The following is a 17313-nucleotide window of genomic DNA, read 5'->3' on the forward strand; positions in this document are numbered from 1 at the left end:
ACGCAACCTGACTAGTATGCCGTACGACCGACGGCGGGTCTAATCGGGGTTACCCAGCTCACTTGATGATCTTGGTGACGCGACCCGCGCCGACCGTACGACCACCCTCACGGATCGCGAACTTGAGGTTCTCCTCCATGGCGATCGGCTGGATCAGCTTCACGCTCATGGTGGTGTTGTCGCCCGGCATGACCATCTCGGTGCCCTCGGGCAGCGTGACGACGCCGGTGACGTCCGTGGTCCGGAAGTAGAACTGCGGACGGTAGTTCTGGAAGAACGGGGTGTGCCGGCCGCCCTCCTCCTTGGAGAGGATGTAGACCGTCGCCTCGAACTCCGTGTGCGGGGTCGTGGTGCCCGGCTTGACGACCACCATGCCGCGCTCGACGTCCTCGCGCTTGATACCCCGCAGCAGCAGACCGACGTTCTCGCCCGCGCGGGCCTCGTCGAGCAGCTTGCGGAACATCTCGATACCGGTGCAGACCGTCTTCATCGACTTCTCCTTGATGCCGACGATCTCCACCTCCTCGTTCGGCTTGAGGATGCCGCGCTCGGCGCGACCGGTGACGACGGTGCCCCGACCGGTGATCGTGAAGACGTCCTCGATCGGCATCAGGAACGGCTTCTCGGTCTCGCGCTCCGGCTGCGGGATCGCGGTGTCGACCGCGTTCATCAGCTCCAGGAGCTTCTCGGTCCACACCGGGTCGCCCTCGAGGGCCTTCAGCGCGGAGACCTGGACGACCGGCAGGTCGTCACCCGGGTACTCCTGGTTCGAGAGCAGCTCACGAACCTCGAGCTCGACGAGCTCCAGGAGCTCCTCGTCGTCGACCATGTCGCTCTTGTTGAGCGCCACGACGATGTACGGCACGCCGACCTGGCGGGCCAGCAGCACGTGCTCGCGGGTCTGCGGCATCGGACCGTCGGTCGCCGCCACCACCAGGATCGCGCCGTCCATCTGCGCGGCACCGGTGATCATGTTCTTGATGTAGTCGGCGTGCCCGGGGCAGTCGACGTGCGCGTAGTGCCGGTTCTCGGTCTGGTACTCGACGTGCGCGATGGAGATGGTGATACCGCGGGCCTTCTCCTCCGGCGCCTTGTCGATCTCGTCGAACGGCGTGTACGGGTTCAGGTCCGGGAACTGGTCGTGCAGGACCTTGGTGATGGCCGCCGTCAGCGTCGTCTTACCGTGGTCGATGTGACCAATGGTGCCGATGTTGACGTGCGGCTTAGTCCGCTCGAACTTCGCCTTCGCCACTGGTGTCCTCCTGTGGACTTCTTGGTTCGTACGCCCCGGCGCGCCGTTGTGACGCTTAGGACTCTGTCGACAGCCTTTCCGACCAGAACGGTCGGAGAGCTTGTGGGACTTGCGGCGGTGAAGCCTACAGGCCCGGTCTCACGCAGCCTCCGCGGAGGCCGCGGGCGAGAAACTACTCGCCCGTGGCCTTCGCGATGATCTCCTTCGCCACACTGGCCGGAACCTCGGCGTAGGAGTCGAACTGCATGCTGTAGCTAGCCCGGCCCTGGGTCTTCGACCGCAGGTCGCCGACGTAGCCGAACATCTCCGACAACGGCACCAGAGCCTTCACGATGCGGGCGCCACTGCGCTCCTCCATCGCCTGGATGATGCCGCGGCGGGAGTTGAGGTCGCCGATGACGTCACCCATGTTCTCCTCAGGAGTGGTGACCTCAACAGCCATCATCGGCTCGAGGAGGGCCGGGTCGGCCTTGCGGGCCGCCTCCTTCATCGCCATCGAGCCGGCGATCTTGAATGCCATTTCCGACGAGTCGACCTCGTGGTACTGACCGTCCACCAGGGTGAGCTTGACGCCCACCAGGGGGAAGCCGGCGAGGATGCCGTACTGCATGGCGTCCTGCGCGCCCGCGTCCACCGACGGGATGAACTCCCGGGGGATACGGCCACCGGTCACCGCGTTGGCGAACTCGTAGGTCGGGGCCTCGTTGCCGAGCGGCAGCGGTTCCACGCTGATGATCACCCGGGCGTACTGGCCGGAACCACCGGTCTGCTTCTTGTGGGTGTACTCGATCTTCTCCACCTTGCGGCGGATCGTCTCGCGGTACGCCACCTGCGGCTTACCGATGTTGGCCTCGACGTTGAACTCGCGGCGCATCCGGTCGACCAGGATGTCCAGGTGCAGCTCGCCCATGCCGGAGATGACCGTCTGACCGGTCTGGTCGTCGAGCTTGACCCGGAAGGTCGGGTCCTCCTCGGCGAGCCGCTGGATGGCGGTGCTGAGCTTCTCCTGGTCGGCCTTGGTCTTCGGCTCGATCGCGACCTCGATCACCGGCTCCGGGAAGGTCATCGACTCCAGGATGACCGGGTTCGCCGGGTCGCAGAGCGTGTCACCGGTGGTGGTCTGCTTCAGACCCTGCACCGCGATGATGTCGCCAGCCTGGGCGGAGCTGCGCTCCTCCCGCTTGTTGGCGTGCATCTGGTAGATCTTGCCGATCCGCTCCTTGCGGTCCTTGGTGGAGTTGACCACCTGGGAGCCGGACTCGAGCGTGCCGGAGTAGATCCGCACGTAGGTGAGCTTGCCGAGGTGCTTGTCCGTCTGGATCTTGAAGGCCAGCGCGGAGAACGGCTCCGACTTCGACGGCTTCCGCTGCAACGGGGTCTCACCGTCGGTGGCGGTGCCCTCGATGGCCGGGATGTCCAGCGGCGACGGGAGGTACGCGACCACCGCGTCGAGCATCGGCTGGATGCCCTTGTTCTTGAAGGCGGTACCGGTGAGGACCGGGTTGGCCTTGCCGGCGATGGTGGACCGACGGATGGCGGCCTTGACCTCCTCGACGGAGATCTCCTCGCCCTCCAGGTACTTCTCCATCACCGCGTCGTCGACGTCGGCCAGGGTCTCCATCAGCTTCTCGCGCCACTCGGCGGCGGAGTCGGCGAGGTCGGCCGGGATCTCCTCGACCGCGTAGTCCTCACCCTTCTGGGTCTCGCCGCGCCAGGTCAGGGCACGCATCTCGACCAGGTCGACGACGCCGATGAAGTCGGACTCGTTGCCGATCGGGATCTGCAGCACCAGCGGGGTGGCGTTGAGCCGGTCGATCATCATCTGCACGCAGCGGAAGAAGTCGGCACCGGTCCGGTCGAGCTTGTTGACGAAGCACATCCGGGGGACGTTGTACTTGTCGGCCTGACGCCAGACGTTCTCCGTCTGCGGCTCCACGCCGGCGACACCGTCGTAAACGGCCACCGCACCGTCCAGCACCCGCAACGACCGCTCGACCTCGACCGTGAAGTCGACGTGGCCGGGCGTGTCGATGATCTGGATCGTGTGGCCCTTCCACTCACACTTGGTGGCGGCGGAGGTGATGGTGATCCCCCGCTCCTGCTCCTGCTCCATCCAGTCCATGACGGCAGCGCCCTCGTGGACCTCACCGATCTTGTACGTGATGCCGGTGTAGAACAGGATCCGCTCGGTGGTCGTGGTCTTACCGGCATCGATGTGCGCCATGATGCCGATGTTGCGTACGTTGGCGAGCGCGTCTGCTGCGGCGGCCACTTCAATCCCTACTTATCGTCGTCTCGACTCAACTGGTGGTGGTTCCGGCGTCCGGAGACGCCGGAACCAGATGTGTTACCAGCGGTAGTGCGCGAAGGCCTTGTTGGACTCGGCCATCTTGTGCGTGTCCTCGCGCCGCTTGACGGCGGCACCGAGGCCGTTGCTGGCGTCCAGCAGCTCGTTCATCAGCCGCTCGACCATGGTCTTCTCGCGCCGGGCGCGGGAGTAGGTCACCAGCCAGCGCAGCCCGAGGGTGGTCGCCCGCGCGGGGCGCACCTCGACCGGGACCTGGTAGGTGGCGCCACCGACCCGGCGGCTGCGCACCTCGAGGGTCGGCTTGACGTTGTCCATCGCCCGCTTGAGGGTGACGACGGGGTCGGTGCCGGACTTCTCGCGGCAGCCCTCCAGGGCCGCGTACACGATGCGCTCGGCGAGCTGACGCTTGCCACGCAGCAGGATCTTGTTCACGAGCTGGGTGACCAGCGGCGAGTTGTACACCGGGTCAGCGACCAGCGGTCGCCGCGGAGCGGGTCCCTTACGCGGCATGTCAGCTCTTCTCCTTCTTCGCGCCGTAACGGCTGCGCGCCTGCTTGCGGTTCCGGACACCCTGGGTGTCCAGCGAACCGCGAACGATCTTGTAACGCACGCCGGGGAGGTCCTTCACCCGGCCGCCACGGACGAGCACGATCGAGTGCTCCTGCAGGTTGTGACCCACGCCCGGGATGTAGGCGGTCACCTCGATCTGGCTGCTGAGCTTGACACGAGCGACCTTGCGCAGCGCCGAGTTCGGCTTCTTGGGGGTGGTGGTGTACACGCGGGTGCACACGCCGCGCCGCTGAGGGGAACCCTTCAGCGCCGGGGTCTTGGTCTTGCTCGTCTTCGCCTGTCGGCCCTTGCGGACCAGCTGCTGGATCGTGGGCACCGGGTTTCTCCGCTCCCTTCGGCCGCTTCCACGCGGCCGCGCCGTCTGCTCGTAGCCGCCCTGATGAGCGACTCTCCTACATTCCGACCAGGGCCGCCTCGCGGAGGTCCCGGCACCCGCGGTCGGGCGTGTCGCCCGATTCACGGTTTCCGGTGCCGACGCGGACGCCGCACCGGGTCTGTCCCCTGGCACACGGTCACCCGCTCGCCAGGGGTTGTGGCTTGTCGTGACGCTGTCCGACGACCAGGTCGGCGGCTCCAGCGCACGCACGAGTTGCCCGGACTGGCCGGGCACAAGGGGAAAGAGTACCTACCACAAGCGTGCAGGTCAAAACGGGGTGGTCCGGAAGAATGCGTCCCCGCCCTTCCGGCTTCCCTCGACCTGCCCGTCCGCGTCGGGCATCTACGGGTAACAAGTGTAACGGCTTCCCCGTGCGACGACCCGTCGACCCCGGGGAGCCACCGTCCCACCCACCGGACCACGGCTACGGGTGAACCGGACGCCGGGTTCAGGCGAACTGCATGAGGACCGCCAGCCCCAGTCCGAGCAGGCTGAGCGCCACCCCGGTGGCACCGCAGCTGATCCCCGCCACGGCCAACCCGCGACCGGTGAAGCGGACCGCCGGCGGCGGTGCCGGCCGACGGAGCTGACGGGTACCGAGCAGGCCGGCCACCACCGCACCCGCCCCGGTGAGCAGACCGAGCAGGGTGAAGGCGCCGGCCGCCCAGGCACCCCAGCCGCCCGACGCGCCGGCCAGGCCGAAGCAGCCCACCAGCAGCGAGACCAGGATCGAGACGATACCGGCGACCAGCGAACCGACGGCGAGACCGGAAGTGACCGGCGGCACCTCCAGATGCGCCACCCCGAACGGCGTACCGGGGACGGGATCGATCCGCTTGGGGGGACGCTGCGCCTCCCGTGGCGGTGGCGGCACCGGCGGCCCACCGTACGGACCGGCCGGCGGCCCACCGTACGGACCGGCCGGCGGACCCCCTGGCGCACCCACCGGAGGGCCACCGTACGGGCCCACCGGAGGGCCACCGTACGGGCCGGCGGCGGCCGGGGCGGACACGCTCCCGGAGGGCGCGGCGACCGTCCGGCCCGTGCCGGCACCCGCCTGCCCCGATCCGGCGGGAGCGTCCTCCGGTGGGGCCGACGCGGCGGGACCGGACCGGGGGCCGGCGGCCGACCCGTCCGGTGCGGCCGGCGCGGCCGGCGCGGGACTCCCGGAGTGCACGGGATCCGGCGGTGCCGCCGGCCGTGCCGGATCGTCCGCCGACGGCCGAGCCGGTTCGGTCACGAGGTCCTCCTGTCGACGGGCACCGGCCGGGGCGGGTGCCGGGGGGCCAGGCTAGCGCCCGGGTTCGGGTGGTCCCCGCCGGGCGCGGTCACCTCAGCCTGGCGGGGTCAGTTCACGTTCGGGGCGAAGTCCTGGGTGAAGGGCGCGTCCGCCAGCCGGACCACCGCGATCACCACCACGGCCAGCAGCGTCAGCGCGGCCAGGCCGAGGCCGGTCCAGGCCAGCCGCTCCCCCCGCCGCAGCCAGACCGCGCCGGTCAGGAAACCACCCGAGGCGTACGCCTCGCGGCGCGCCTGCCGGCAGAGCTGGAGCGCCACCGTCGCCGGCACGATCCCGCCGACGAAGACGCCGGTCAACGCGGCGATCAGCCCGAGGGCGAACACCGCCCGGGCCTTCGTCGAGCGGGCCGGGTCAGGGTCGAGCGGGTCACGCAGCCCCTGACGCACGGCGGGTGGATGCCCGGGCGCCGTCGTCATGTCCTCCATCATGCCGCCCCGGTGCCGCCCGCCGCCGCCAGAGGCCGGGCCCGGTGGAAACGACGAGGCCCCCGGCACGCGCCGGGGGCCTCGTCGTCACTGCGTCAGCGGTACGACCCGAAGTCGAAGTCGTCCAGCGGCACCGCCTGGCCGCTGGCCGGCCCGAAGCCGTAGTCGGTCTCCGGGTAGCCGGTCATCGAGTAGACCTTGGCCTTCGCCTCCTCGGTCGGCTCCACCCGGACGTTGCGGTACTTGGAGATACCGGTACCGGCCGGGATGAGCTTACCGATGATCACGTTCTCCTTGAGGCCGATCAGCGAGTCGCTGCGGGCGTGGATCGCCGCGTCCGTCAGCACCCGGGTGGTCTCCTGGAAGGAGGCCGCCGACAGCCACGAGTCGGTGGCCAGCGACGCCTTGGTGATACCCATCAGCACCGGACGGCCGGCGGCGGGCTCGCCGCCCTCGCCGACGAGTCGGCGGTTCTCCGACTCGAACAGCGCCCGGTCGACCAGCACGCCCGGCAGGAACTCGGTCGAGCCGGAGTCGATGACCGTCACCCGCTTGAGCATCTGGCGGATGATGATCTCGATGTGCTTGTCGTGGATGAGCACACCCTGCGAACGGTAGACCTCCTGGACCTCCTGGGTCAGGTGGACCTGGACCGCGCGCGGGCCGAGGATGCGCAGCAGCTCGTGCGGGTCGATGGTGCCCTCGGTGAGCTTCTCGCCGACCTCGACGTGACCGCCGTCGTGGACGCCCGGCCGGAGCCGGACCCGCTTCGAGATCTTGTCGTACACGATCTCGTCGCTGCCGTCGTCGGGGATGACGATGATCTTCCGGGACCGCTCGCCGTCCTCGATCCGGATCCGGCCGGGGGTGTCGGCGATGGGCGCCTTGCCCTTCGGGACCCGGGCCTCGAAGATCTCGGTGACACGGGGCAGACCCTGGGTGATGTCCTCACCCGCGACACCACCGGTGTGGAAGGTACGCATCGTGAGCTGGGTACCCGGCTCACCGATCGACTGGGCGGCGATGATGCCGACCGCCTCGCCGATGTCCACGGTCTTGCCGGTCGGCAGCGAACGCCCGTAGCAGGCACCGCAGACACCCAGCTTCGACTCGCAGGTCAGCACGCTGCGCACCCGGACGTTCTCCACCCCGGCCGCGACGATCTTGTCGACCAGGATCGAGTTCAGGTCCGCGCCCCGCTCGACGACCACGGTGCCGTCCGGCCCCTTGATGTCGTCGGCCAGGGTCCGGGCGTGCACGCCGGTCTCGGCGTGCTCGTGCACCACCAGCTTGCCGTCGATCCGCTCGCCGACCTGCATCGGGATGGCCCGGTCGGTGCCGCAGTCCTCCTCGCGGATGATGACGTCCTGCGACACGTCCACCAGACGCCGGGTCAGGTAACCCGAGTCGGCGGTCCGCAGCGCGGTGTCCGCGAGACCCTTCCGGGCGCCGTGCGTGGAGATGAAGTACTCCAGTACGGACAGACCCTCCCGGTAGCTCGACTTGATCGGTCGCGGGATGATCTCGCCCTTGGGGTTGGCCACCAGACCACGGATCGCGGCGATCTGCCGGAGCTGGAGCAGGTTACCGCGGGCCCCCGAGTGGATCATCTTCCACAGCGGGTTCTCCCGGGGCAGCGAGGTCTCCAGGTTCTTGGCGACCTCGTTGGTGGCCTTGGTCCAGATCTCGATGAGTTCGCCGCGGCGCTCCTCACCGGTCATCAGGCCCCGCTGGTACTGCTTGTCGATCCGGTCGGCTTCCTTCTCGTACCGGGACAGGATCTCCTTCTTGCTCGGCGGGGTGACCACGTCCTCCATGCCGATGGTGACGCCGGACCAGGTGGCCCAGTGGAAGCCGGCCTCCTTGAGCCCGTCCAGGGTGGCCGCCAGGGCCACCTTCGGGAACCGCTCGGCGAGGTCGTTGACGATCGCGGAGAGCTGCCCCTTGCGCACCTCGTAGTTCACGAAGCGGTAGCCGACCGGCATGGTCTCGTTGAACAGCACCCGGCCCAGGGTGGTGTCGACGATCAGCTGCTCGCCCTCGACCCAGTCCTCCGGCGCGACCCACGGCTCGGCGCCGGCACCATTGTCGATGCCGGTGATGCCGCGCAGCCGGATCCGCACCGGCGACTGGAGGCCCAGCTCGCCGTTGTCGAACGCCATCCGCGCCTCGGCGTCGGAGCTGAACGTCCGCCCCTCGCCCTTGCCACCGGGGGTGAGGTGGGTGAGGTGGTACAGACCGATGATCATGTCCTGGGTGGGCATGGTCACCGGCTTGCCGTCGGCCGGCTTGAGGATGTTGTTCGACGACAGCATCAGGATCCGCGCCTCGGCCTGGGCCTCGGCGGACAGCGGCACGTGCACCGCCATCTGGTCACCGTCGAAGTCGGCGTTGAACGCGGTGCAGACCAGCGGGTGGATCTGGATGGCCTTGCCCTCGACCAGCTGCGGCTCGAACGCCTGGATGCCGAGTCGGTGCAGGGTCGGCGCCCGGTTGAGCAGCACCGGGTGCTCGCCGATGACCTCTTCCAGCACGTCCCACACGACCGGCCGCTGCCGCTCGACCATCCGCTTGGCGGACTTGATGTTCTGGGCGTGGTTCAGGTCGACCAGCCGCTTCATGACGAACGGCTTGAACAGCTCCAGCGCCATCTGCTTGGGCAGGCCGCACTGGTGCAGCTTCAGCTTCGGGCCGACCACGATGACGGAACGACCGGAGTAGTCGACCCGCTTGCCGAGCAGGTTCTGCCGGAACCGGCCCTGCTTGCCCTTGAGCATGTCGGAGAGCGACTTCAGCGGCCGGTTACCCGGGCCGGTGACCGGACGACCACGACGGCCGTTGTCGAACAGCGCGTCGACGGCCTCCTGGAGCATCCGCTTCTCGTTGTTGACGATGATCTCGGGCGCGCCGAGGTCGATCAGCCGCTTGAGCCGGTTGTTCCGGTTGATCACCCGGCGGTACAGGTCGTTCAGGTCCGAGGTGGCGAACCGGCCACCGTCGAGCTGCACCATCGGCCGCAGGTCCGGCGGGATGACCGGGACGCAGTCCAGCACCATGCCGAGCGGCGAGTTGCGGGTGTTGAGGAACGCCGCGACGACCTTGAGCCGCTTGAGCGCCCGGATCTTCCGCTGGCCCTTGCCGGAGCGGATGATCTCGCGGAGGTTCTCCGCCTCGGCGTCCAGGTCCATGTTCTGGACCAGCGCCTTGATCGCCTCGGCGCCCATGCCGCCGGTGAAGTACTCGCCGAACCGGTCGCGCAGCTCGCGGTAGAGCAGCTCGTCGGTGACCAGCTGCTTCGGCTCGAGCTTGCGGAAGGTGTCCAGCACCTCGTCCAGGCGGTCGATCTCGCGCTGGGCCCGGTCGCGGATCTGGCGCATCTCGCGCTCTCCGCCCTCCTTGACCTTGCGCCGGACGTCCGCCTTGGCACCCTCGGCCTCCAGCTCGGCCAGGTCGGCCTCGAGCTTGGCGGCCCGCTTCTCGATCTCCGAGTCGCGGCTGTTCTCCGACTGCCGCTTCTCGGCCAGGATCTCGTTCTCGATGGTCGAGAGGTCACGGTGACGCGACTCGGCGTCCACGCTCGTCACGACGTACGAGGCGAAGTAGATGATCTTCTCGAGGTCCTTGGGGGCGAGGTCCAGCAGGTAGCCCAGCCGGCTCGGCACGCCCTTGAAGTACCAGATGTGGGTCACCGGGGCGGCCAGCTCGATGTGCCCCATGCGCTCGCGACGCACCTTGGACCGGGTCACCTCGACGCCGCAGCGCTCACAGATGATGCCCTTGAACCGGACCCGCTTGTACTTGCCGCAGTAGCACTCCCAGTCCCGCTGAGGACCGAAGATCTTCTCGCAGAAGAGTCCGTCCTTCTCCGGCTTCAGGGTGCGGTAGTTGATCGTCTCAGGCTTCTTGACCTCGCCGTGGGACCACTGACGGATGTCGTCGGCGGTGGCGAGGCCGATGCGCAGCTCGTCGAAGAAGTTGACGTCGAGCACTTGGTTATCCCTCACATCAAGTCAGCTCGGTTGATGGTTCGGCGGTACGGGTGCGGCGGCGGTGGAGCCGCGCCGCCGCACCCGGCCCGATCAGACTTCGTCGACGCTGCTCACACCCTCGTTGGGCCGGCGCGACAGGTCGATGCCGAGTTCCTCCGCCGCCCGGAACACCTCGTCGTCGGTCTCGCGCATCTCCAGCGCCACACCGTCGGAGGAGAGCACCTCGACGTTGAGGCAGAGCGACTGGAGCTCCTTGAGCAACACCTTGAACGACTCCGGAATGCCCGGCTCGGGGATGTTCTCGCCCTTGACGATCGCCTCGTAGACCTTCACCCGGCCCAGGACGTCGTCGGACTTGATGGTCAGCAGCTCCTGCAACGCGTACGCCGCGCCGTAGGCCTGCATGGCCCAGCACTCCATCTCGCCGAACCGCTGTCCACCGAACTGCGCCTTACCACCCAGCGGCTGCTGCGTGATCATCGAGTACGGGCCGGTCGACCGCGCGTGGATCTTGTCGTCGACCAGGTGGTTCAGCTTGAGGATGTAGATGTAACCGACCGCGATCGGGTCCGGCAGCGGCTCGCCCGACCGGCCGTCGAACAGCTGCGCCTTACCCGAGGAGCCGATCAGCTGCTTGCCGTCCCGGTTGGGCAGGGTCGACGCGAGCAGACCGGAGATCTCCTCCTCGCGGGCACCGTCGAAGACCGGGGTGGCCACGTTGGTGTCCGGCTCGGCCTCGGCGGCGTCGATCGAGCGCAGCGCACGCTTCCAGTCGGCGTCCTCGCCGTCGACCTGCCAACCGGTCTTGGCGACCCAGCCGAGGTGGGTCTCGAGCACCTGGCCGATGTTCATCCGGCCCGGCACACCGAGCGGGTTGAGCACGATGTCGACCGGCGTGCCGTCCTCCAGGAACGGCATGTCCTCGACCGGCAGGATCTTCGAGATGACGCCCTTGTTGCCGTGCCGGCCGGCGAGCTTGTCGCCGTCCTGGATCTTCCGCTTCTGGGCGACGTACACCCGGACCAGCTCGTTGACGCCCGGCGGCAGCTCGTCGCCGTCCTCGCGGGAGAAGGTACGCACGCCGATGACCGTGCCGGTCTCACCGTGCGGCACCTTCAGCGAGGTGTCCCGGACCTCACGCGCCTTCTCACCGAAGATCGCGCGGAGCAGCCGCTCCTCCGGGGTCAGCTCGGTCTCACCCTTCGGGGTGACCTTGCCGACCAGGATGTCGCCGGGGACGACCTCGGCGCCGATCCGGATGATGCCGCGCTCGTCGAGGTCGGCGAGCATCTCCTCGCTGACGTTCGGGATGTCGCGGGTGATCTCCTCCGGCCCGAGCTTGGTGTCCCGGGCGTCGACCTCGTGCTCCTCGATGTGGATCGAGGTGAGCACGTCCTGCTGCACGAGGCGCTGCGACAGGATGATCGCGTCCTCGTAGTTGTGCCCCTCCCAGGTCATGAACGCCACGAGCAGGTTACGCCCGAGCGCCATCTCGCCCTCGTCGGTGCACGGACCGTCGGCGATGACCTGACCGGCCTCGACGCGGTCGCCCTCGAAGACCACCGGCTTCTGGTTGACGCAGGAGCCGGCGTTGGAGCGGCGGAACTTGTGCAGCAGGTACGTCCGGCGGTGGCCGTCGTCCTGGTGGATGGTGATGTAGTCGGCGCAGAGGTCCTCGATGACACCGCCGACCTCGGCCACCACGACGTCACCGGCGTCGACCGCGGCACGGTACTCCATGCCGGTGCCGACCAGCGGCGACTCCGCCTTCACCAGCGGCACGGCCTGCCGCTGCATGTTCGCGCCCATCAGGGCCCGGTTGGCGTCGTCGTGCTCGAGGAACGGGATCATCGCGGTCGCGACCGAGGTCATCTGCCGCGGCGACACGTCCATGTAGTCGACGGCCGAGGGCGGTACGTCCTCGGTCTCGCCGCCCTTACGACGGACCAGGACCCGATCCTCGGCGAAGGTGCCGTCCGCCAGCAGCGGCGCGTTGGCCTGCGCCTTGACGAACCGGTCCTCCTCGTCCGCGGTCAGGTAGTCGATCTGGTCGGTGACCCGACCGTCGACGACCTTCCGGTACGGCGTCTCGATGAAGCCGAACGGGTTGACCCGGGCGAAGGTGGACAGCGCGCCGATCAGGCCGATGTTCGGGCCTTCCGGCGTCTCGATCGGGCACATCCGGCCGTAGTGCGACGGGTGCACGTCCCGGACCTCGAAGCCGGCCCGCTCCCGGGACAGACCACCCGGGCCGAGCGCGCTCAGCCGTCGCCGGTGGGTCAGGCCCGCCAGCGGGTTGGTCTGGTCCATGAACTGGGACAGCTGCGACGTACCGAAGAACTCCTTGATCGCCGCCACCACCGGGCGGATGTTGATCAGGGTCTGCGGCGTGATCGCCTCGACGTCCTGGGTGGTCATCCGCTCGCGGACGACCCGCTCCATGCGGGAGAGGCCGACCCGGACCTGGTTCTGGATGAGCTCGCCCACGGTACGCAGGCGACGGTTGCCGAAGTGGTCGATGTCGTCGGCCTCGTAGCCCTCCTCACCGGCGTGCAGCCGGCAGAGGTACTCCACGGTGGCGACGATGTCGTCCTCGGTCAGCGTGCCGGTGGTGATCGGCACCTGCACTTCGAGCTTCTTGTTGAACTTGTACCGACCGACCTTGGCGACGTCGTACCGCTTCGGGTTGAAGAAGAGGTTGTCGAGCAGGGTCTGGGCGTTCTCGCGGGTCGGCGGCTCGCCAGGGCGGAGCTTCCGGTAGATGTCGAGCAGCGCCTCGTCCTGGCCGGCGATGTGGTCCTTCTCCAGGGTGGTCATCATCAGCTCGGACCAGTCGAACCGCTCGCGGATCTGCTCGGCGGACCACCCGATCGCCTTCAGCAGGACGGTGACGGCCTGCCGGCGCTTACGGTCGATACGGACACCGACGGTGTCGCGCTTGTCGATGTCGAACTCCAGCCAGGCACCCCGGCTCGGGATGACCTTGACGCTGGAGAGGTCGCGGTCGGAGGTCTTGTCCGGCTGCTTGTCGAAGTACACGCCCGGCGAGCGGACGAGCTGGCTGACCACGACGCGCTCGGTGCCGTTGATGATGAAGGTGCCCTTCGGCGTCATCATCGGGAAGTCACCCATGAACACCGTCTGGCTCTTGATCTCGCCGGTGGTGTTGTTGGTGAACTCCGCGGTCACGAACAGCGGCGCGCAGTAGGTCAGGTCCTTCTCCTTGCACTCCTCGATCGAGGCCTTGACCTCGTCGAAGCGCGGTGCCGAGAAGGAGAGCGACATGGTGCCGGAGAAGTCCTCAATGGGACTGATCTCGTCGAGAATCTCCGCGAGACCCGAGCGTGCGTGCGGGTCATCAGCTGACCGGCCCTGCCAAGCCTCGTTGCCGACGAGCCAGTCGAAGGACTCGTTCTGGATGGCGAGGAGGTTGGGGACCTCGAGGTGTTCGGTGATCCTGCCGAATGAGACACGGCGGGGAGCGAAAGCGCTCGACGTACGACTGGTCTTCGCAGGGCGGGAAGCTGCCAAGATGCGTCCTTCCGAGGACCGGTGCTGCAGAACGGCTGGTACGCGTGCACTCCAATGACCCCACTTGAAATATCCTCAATCGGACATTCCGAGCAGGGGTCGAGATCGGAAGGCAGCGCAAACTAGCAGTGTAGCCGAAAGGCTAACCGCTGTCCAGCCCACCCCGCGGGTCGCCACGGAACGTGCCTCGGGACCCCTCGAACGGGGTCGACCGGGCCGCTCGGAACGCGGCGCTCCCGCTGGACCGCCCGAAGCGTAGCGGCACGGTGCTACCGCTGGCCTTACCCGGGCGTGGCCGTCGCAAGCGTGGAAGGTCTTGCTGTGTCAGCGTGCCTGTCGGGCCGGGGTTCCGTCAAGGGCTGATCACCCGCCAGAGAGCTCTTTCCCAGCGGGGTGCGACCGTCCGACACCGCAGCGTCACCACCCCTGGCGATCAAATCCCTGCTCACGGCCACTACCGGCCGCTGACACCAACGCAACGGGCGGTGACCCGTTTCCGGATCACCGCCCGTTGGCACGCGGTGTGTGCCTCAGCTCACGTGAGCCGGGGCACCGCCGAGGCGAGCGTCAGGTCACTTGAGGGTGACCTTGGCGCCCTCGCCCTCGAGCTTGGTCTTGGCCTTCTCCGCGGTCTCCTTGTTGACCTTCTCCAGGATGGCCTTCGGCGCGGACTCGACCGCGTCCTTGGCCTCCTTGAGGCCCAGGCCGGTCAGCTCACGCACGACCTTGATGACCTGGATCTTCTTGCCACCGTCGGACTCGAGGACGACGTCGAACTCGTCCTTCTCCTCCTCGACCGGGGCGGCCGGGCCGGCCGGGCCGGCCACGCCGGCGACGGCGACCGGAGCGGCGGCGGTGACCTCGAAGGTCTCCTCGAACTGCTTCACGAACTCGGAGAGCTCGATCAGCGTCATCTCCTTGAACGCGTCGAGCAGCTCGTCGGTGCTGAGCTTCGCCATGTCTGGCGTCCTTTCCTAAATCTACGGAAGATCGAACCGGGGTGCCGGGAGGCCTCAGGCCTGCTCGGCACCTTCCTTCTCGCGCTTGTCCTGCAGAGCGGCCGCCAGACGGGCGGTCTTCGACAGCGGGGCCTGGAACAGGGCCGCGGCCTTGCTCAGGTTGCCCTTCATCGCGCCGGCCAGCTTCGCCAGCAGCACCTCACGGGACTCCAGGTCGGCGAGCTTCGTGACCTCGGCCGCGGAAATGGCCTTGCCCTCGAAGACACCGCCCTTGATGACGAGCTTCGGGTTGGCCTTCGCGAAGTCACGAAGCCCCTTCGCCGCCTCGACGACGTCGCCCGAAACGAAAGTCAGCGCGGTAGGACCGGTGAACAGCTCGTCGAGGCCGCTGATGCCAGCGTCCGTCGCGGCGCGCTTGGCCAGCGTGTTCTTGGCGACCGTGTACGTGGTCTCCTGGCCCAGCGAGCGCCGCAGCTGGGTCAGCTGGGCGACCGTCAGACCGCGGTACTCGGTCAGCACGGTGGCGCCCGCGCCACGGAACTGTTCGGTCAGCTCGGCGACGGCGGTGGCCTTGTCGGCCCGGATCGGCTTGTCCGCCATGTCCCTCCTCTCTCGTTGCGCCAGGCTGGTCACCATCGAAGCCGGGCGGCGTCGGTGGTGGCGGAGGATCGCGATCAACGAGAGAAGCCCCGGCGCAGGGCGCACGGGGCGAGGGCCAGCCGGTGGATCGTGGTCGGCGGACCACATGCCATCGAGCCGGATGTCGCTTGCCGCCCTACGCGGGTCGCCCGTGTGACGCGGGACCTTCGACCGTGCCGGAGCACGGTGACCAGCGGTCTCTGGGTGGTACCTCATCCATGAGAACACGGATGACGTCCGAAAGACTACGCGACGCTTCTCCGGTCACCAAATCGCCCCCGACGTGGGCCCGGTCACCCCCGAAAGCCCGCCCGGTTCACCGCGCGACCCGCCCGGTCACCCCGACAACCCGCCCGGTCACCCCGGCGATCCGCGCCGGGACCGGCCCGACCGGCCCGGCCGGTCACCGCCCGGCGGCGGGACTCAACCCCGTGACCGGCGACGCCACCCGTACCCGGCGAGCACCACCGCCGCCCAGAGCACCGCCCAGCCGGTCAACCCGACGGCCGCCACGGCGTCCACCCCGCCGCTGGTGGCCCGCGCGGTCGCCAGAAGCGGGGGCGCCAGCCAGGGCAGCACCGCGTCGGCACGACCGGCGACCAGCGCGCCGACCACACCCACCGCGAGCACCGCCACGCCGTACCCGAGGCTGCCGGCGCACGCCCGGCTGGCCAGCGCGCCGAGCGCCACCGCCGCCGGCACGGCGAGCAGATGGGCCCAGACCCCCAGGGCGATCCCGACCGGCACCGACCGGTCACCCGCCGCCTCCGGGCCGGCGAGCCCACCCAGCGGCCAGGGCAGCACCAGCGCGAGCAGCACCAGGCCCAGCGCCGCCACGGTGGCCGCGAGCAGACCTGCGGCCTGCTCCCGGTGGCGGCCCCCGACCGCCACCACCGCCAACCGCCGCTGCACGTCCGGTTCCACGTCCAGCACCAGCTTCGTTTGCCAGGCCAGCACCGGGAAGAGCAGAACCGCGGAGACCCCGTACGCCTCGGCCGGCTCGGCGCGGCCACCGCCGTAGAGGACGCCCAGCACGACCAGGCCGGTCAGCAGGGGCGCCAGCGCCCGTCCGGTACGCAGGAACCCGGCCAGCCGGAACCGGACCAGCGCGCTCACCGGGCCACCCGGCCGCTCGGGGCGCCCGTACCCGGGGCGGCCGGATCGGTCCCGCCGGCGGCGGTGGAGTCGACGGCGCGGGACTCGGTGGCGGTGTCGGGGCGTACCCGCAGCACCTGGTGACCGGCGGAGCGCAACCGGGCGACGGTGCCGGCGACCCGGGCGGCGGGGACCGCGACCTCGACCACCACCATCTCCGCCGGGCCCGCCGACCGGCTCTCGGTGACCGTGCCGTCGGTCACCGTCCAGCACCGTGCCCCGGGCAGCCGGACCGTCTCGTTGCGGTGGTCGCTGACCAGCACCCGACCGCCGGCGGCCAGCACCTCGTCGATCACCAGCGGGACCAGTTCCCGGGCCGCCGCGTCCAGCCCCTCCCAGGGCTCGTCGAGGACCAGCAGGCCGGGGGTACGGAGCATCGCCTGGGCCAGGCCGACCTTCTGGGCGGTCCCCTTCGACAACTCCGGCAGGCGGACCGCGCGGAAGCCGGCGATGCCCAGCCGGGACGTCCACTCGTCCACCGCCCGCGCGGCCCCGGCGGCCGACAGCCCGGCCACCCGGCCCATCGCGGTGAGGTAGTGCGCCACGGTGAACGGCTGGTCGGCGGGGAACCGCTCCGGGACCCAGCTGACGTGGGCGGGGCGTCCCTCGACCCGGCCCCGGGTCGGTCGGAGCACCCCGGCGGCGACCTGGAGCAGCGTGGACTTGCCGGCCCCGTTACGGCCGAGCACGACCGCCACCTCCCCCGGGCCGACCTCCGCGTCGGCCTCCCGCAGCACCCACGGACCCCGCCGGTGGTACCGCAGCGACACGTTCCGCAACCGCATGGCACAGAGGGTGCCACAGTGGAG

Annotated in this window: 12 protein-coding genes; all 12 read right to left on the reverse strand. The window is 69.1% G+C overall.

The window, feature by feature from the left end:
• Positions 1-58 precede the first annotated feature (58 nt).
• The 12 genes from tuf to PVK37_RS02605 all read right to left on the reverse strand — a co-directional run bounded on the left by tuf (position 59) and on the right by PVK37_RS02605 (position 17289).
• Positions 59-1252 (reverse strand): elongation factor Tu, encoded by a 1194-nt coding sequence (tuf, locus tag PVK37_RS02550; protein WP_275032063.1) that lies wholly within the window; start codon positions 1250-1252, stop codon positions 59-61.
• 172 nt (positions 1253-1424) lie between these two features.
• The gene (fusA, locus tag PVK37_RS02555) at positions 1425-3530 is read right to left on the reverse strand and encodes an elongation factor G (protein ID WP_341483437.1); all 2106 of its coding nucleotides are present in this window, start codon (positions 3528-3530) and stop codon (positions 1425-1427) included.
• 69 nt (positions 3531-3599) lie between these two features.
• A complete protein-coding gene (rpsG, locus tag PVK37_RS02560; protein ID WP_046567226.1) occupies positions 3600-4070 on the reverse strand; it encodes a 30S ribosomal protein S7 in 471 nt (156 codons plus the stop codon).
• 1 nt (position 4071) lies between these two features.
• On the reverse strand, positions 4072-4446 hold the full coding sequence (gene rpsL / locus PVK37_RS02565) for a 30S ribosomal protein S12 (RefSeq protein ID WP_014440718.1): 375 nt from the start codon (positions 4444-4446) through the stop codon (positions 4072-4074).
• Between the two features lie 508 nt (positions 4447-4954).
• Positions 4955-5380: a hypothetical protein gene (locus tag PVK37_RS02570; RefSeq protein ID WP_275032065.1), complete on the reverse strand. Its 426-nt coding sequence runs from the start codon at positions 5378-5380 to the stop codon at positions 4955-4957.
• Positions 5381-5853: 473 nt separating this feature from the next.
• Positions 5854-6222, reverse strand: a complete 369-nt coding sequence (locus PVK37_RS02575; protein ID WP_275032066.1) for a hypothetical protein — start codon at positions 6220-6222, stop codon at positions 5854-5856.
• Between the two features lie 104 nt (positions 6223-6326).
• Entirely contained in the window at positions 6327-10220 is a 3894-nt protein-coding gene (locus PVK37_RS02580) for a DNA-directed RNA polymerase subunit beta' (RefSeq protein ID WP_275032067.1), read from the reverse strand.
• 90 nt (positions 10221-10310) lie between these two features.
• Entirely contained in the window at positions 10311-13751 is a 3441-nt protein-coding gene (gene rpoB, locus PVK37_RS02585; RefSeq protein WP_275032068.1) for a DNA-directed RNA polymerase subunit beta, read from the reverse strand.
• Positions 13752-14323: 572 nt separating this feature from the next.
• Positions 14324-14710, reverse strand: coding sequence for a 50S ribosomal protein L7/L12 (rplL, locus tag PVK37_RS02590; protein ID WP_275032069.1), 387 nt, complete (start codon positions 14708-14710; stop codon positions 14324-14326).
• Between the two features lie 54 nt (positions 14711-14764).
• A complete protein-coding gene (rplJ, locus tag PVK37_RS02595) occupies positions 14765-15310 on the reverse strand; it encodes a 50S ribosomal protein L10 (protein ID WP_275032070.1) in 546 nt (181 codons plus the stop codon).
• A 462-nt stretch (positions 15311-15772) separates the two neighbouring features.
• Positions 15773-16465 (reverse strand): hypothetical protein, encoded by a 693-nt coding sequence (locus tag PVK37_RS02600; protein WP_275032071.1) that lies wholly within the window; start codon positions 16463-16465, stop codon positions 15773-15775.
• Positions 16462-17289, reverse strand: coding sequence for an ATP-binding cassette domain-containing protein (locus tag PVK37_RS02605; protein WP_275032073.1), 828 nt, complete (start codon positions 17287-17289; stop codon positions 16462-16464). The genes PVK37_RS02600 and PVK37_RS02605 overlap by 4 nt, the downstream gene beginning before the upstream one ends.
• Positions 17290-17313: the final 24 nt, after the last annotated feature.

Origin of the sequence: Micromonospora cathayae (assembly GCF_028993575.1) — a bacterium.
In the GTDB taxonomy this organism is placed as follows: Bacteria; Actinomycetota; Actinomycetes; order Mycobacteriales; family Micromonosporaceae; genus Micromonospora; species Micromonospora cathayae.

Excerpts from the sequence above, each read along its gene's own strand:
- rplJ (WP_275032070.1), bottom strand. The coding sequence starts at position 15,310 with ATGGCGGACAAGCCGATCCGGGCCGACAAGGCCACCGCCGTCGCCGAG.
- PVK37_RS02575 (WP_275032066.1), bottom strand. The coding sequence starts at position 6,222 with ATGACGACGGCGCCCGGGCATCCACCCGCCGTGCGTCAGGGGCTGCGT.
- rplL (WP_275032069.1), bottom strand. The coding sequence starts at position 14,710 with ATGGCGAAGCTCAGCACCGACGAGCTGCTCGACGCGTTCAAGGAGATG.
- rpsG (WP_046567226.1), bottom strand. The coding sequence starts at position 4,070 with ATGCCGCGTAAGGGACCCGCTCCGCGGCGACCGCTGGTCGCTGACCCG.
- PVK37_RS02605 (WP_275032073.1), bottom strand. The coding sequence starts at position 17,289 with ATGCGGTTGCGGAACGTGTCGCTGCGGTACCACCGGCGGGGTCCGTGG.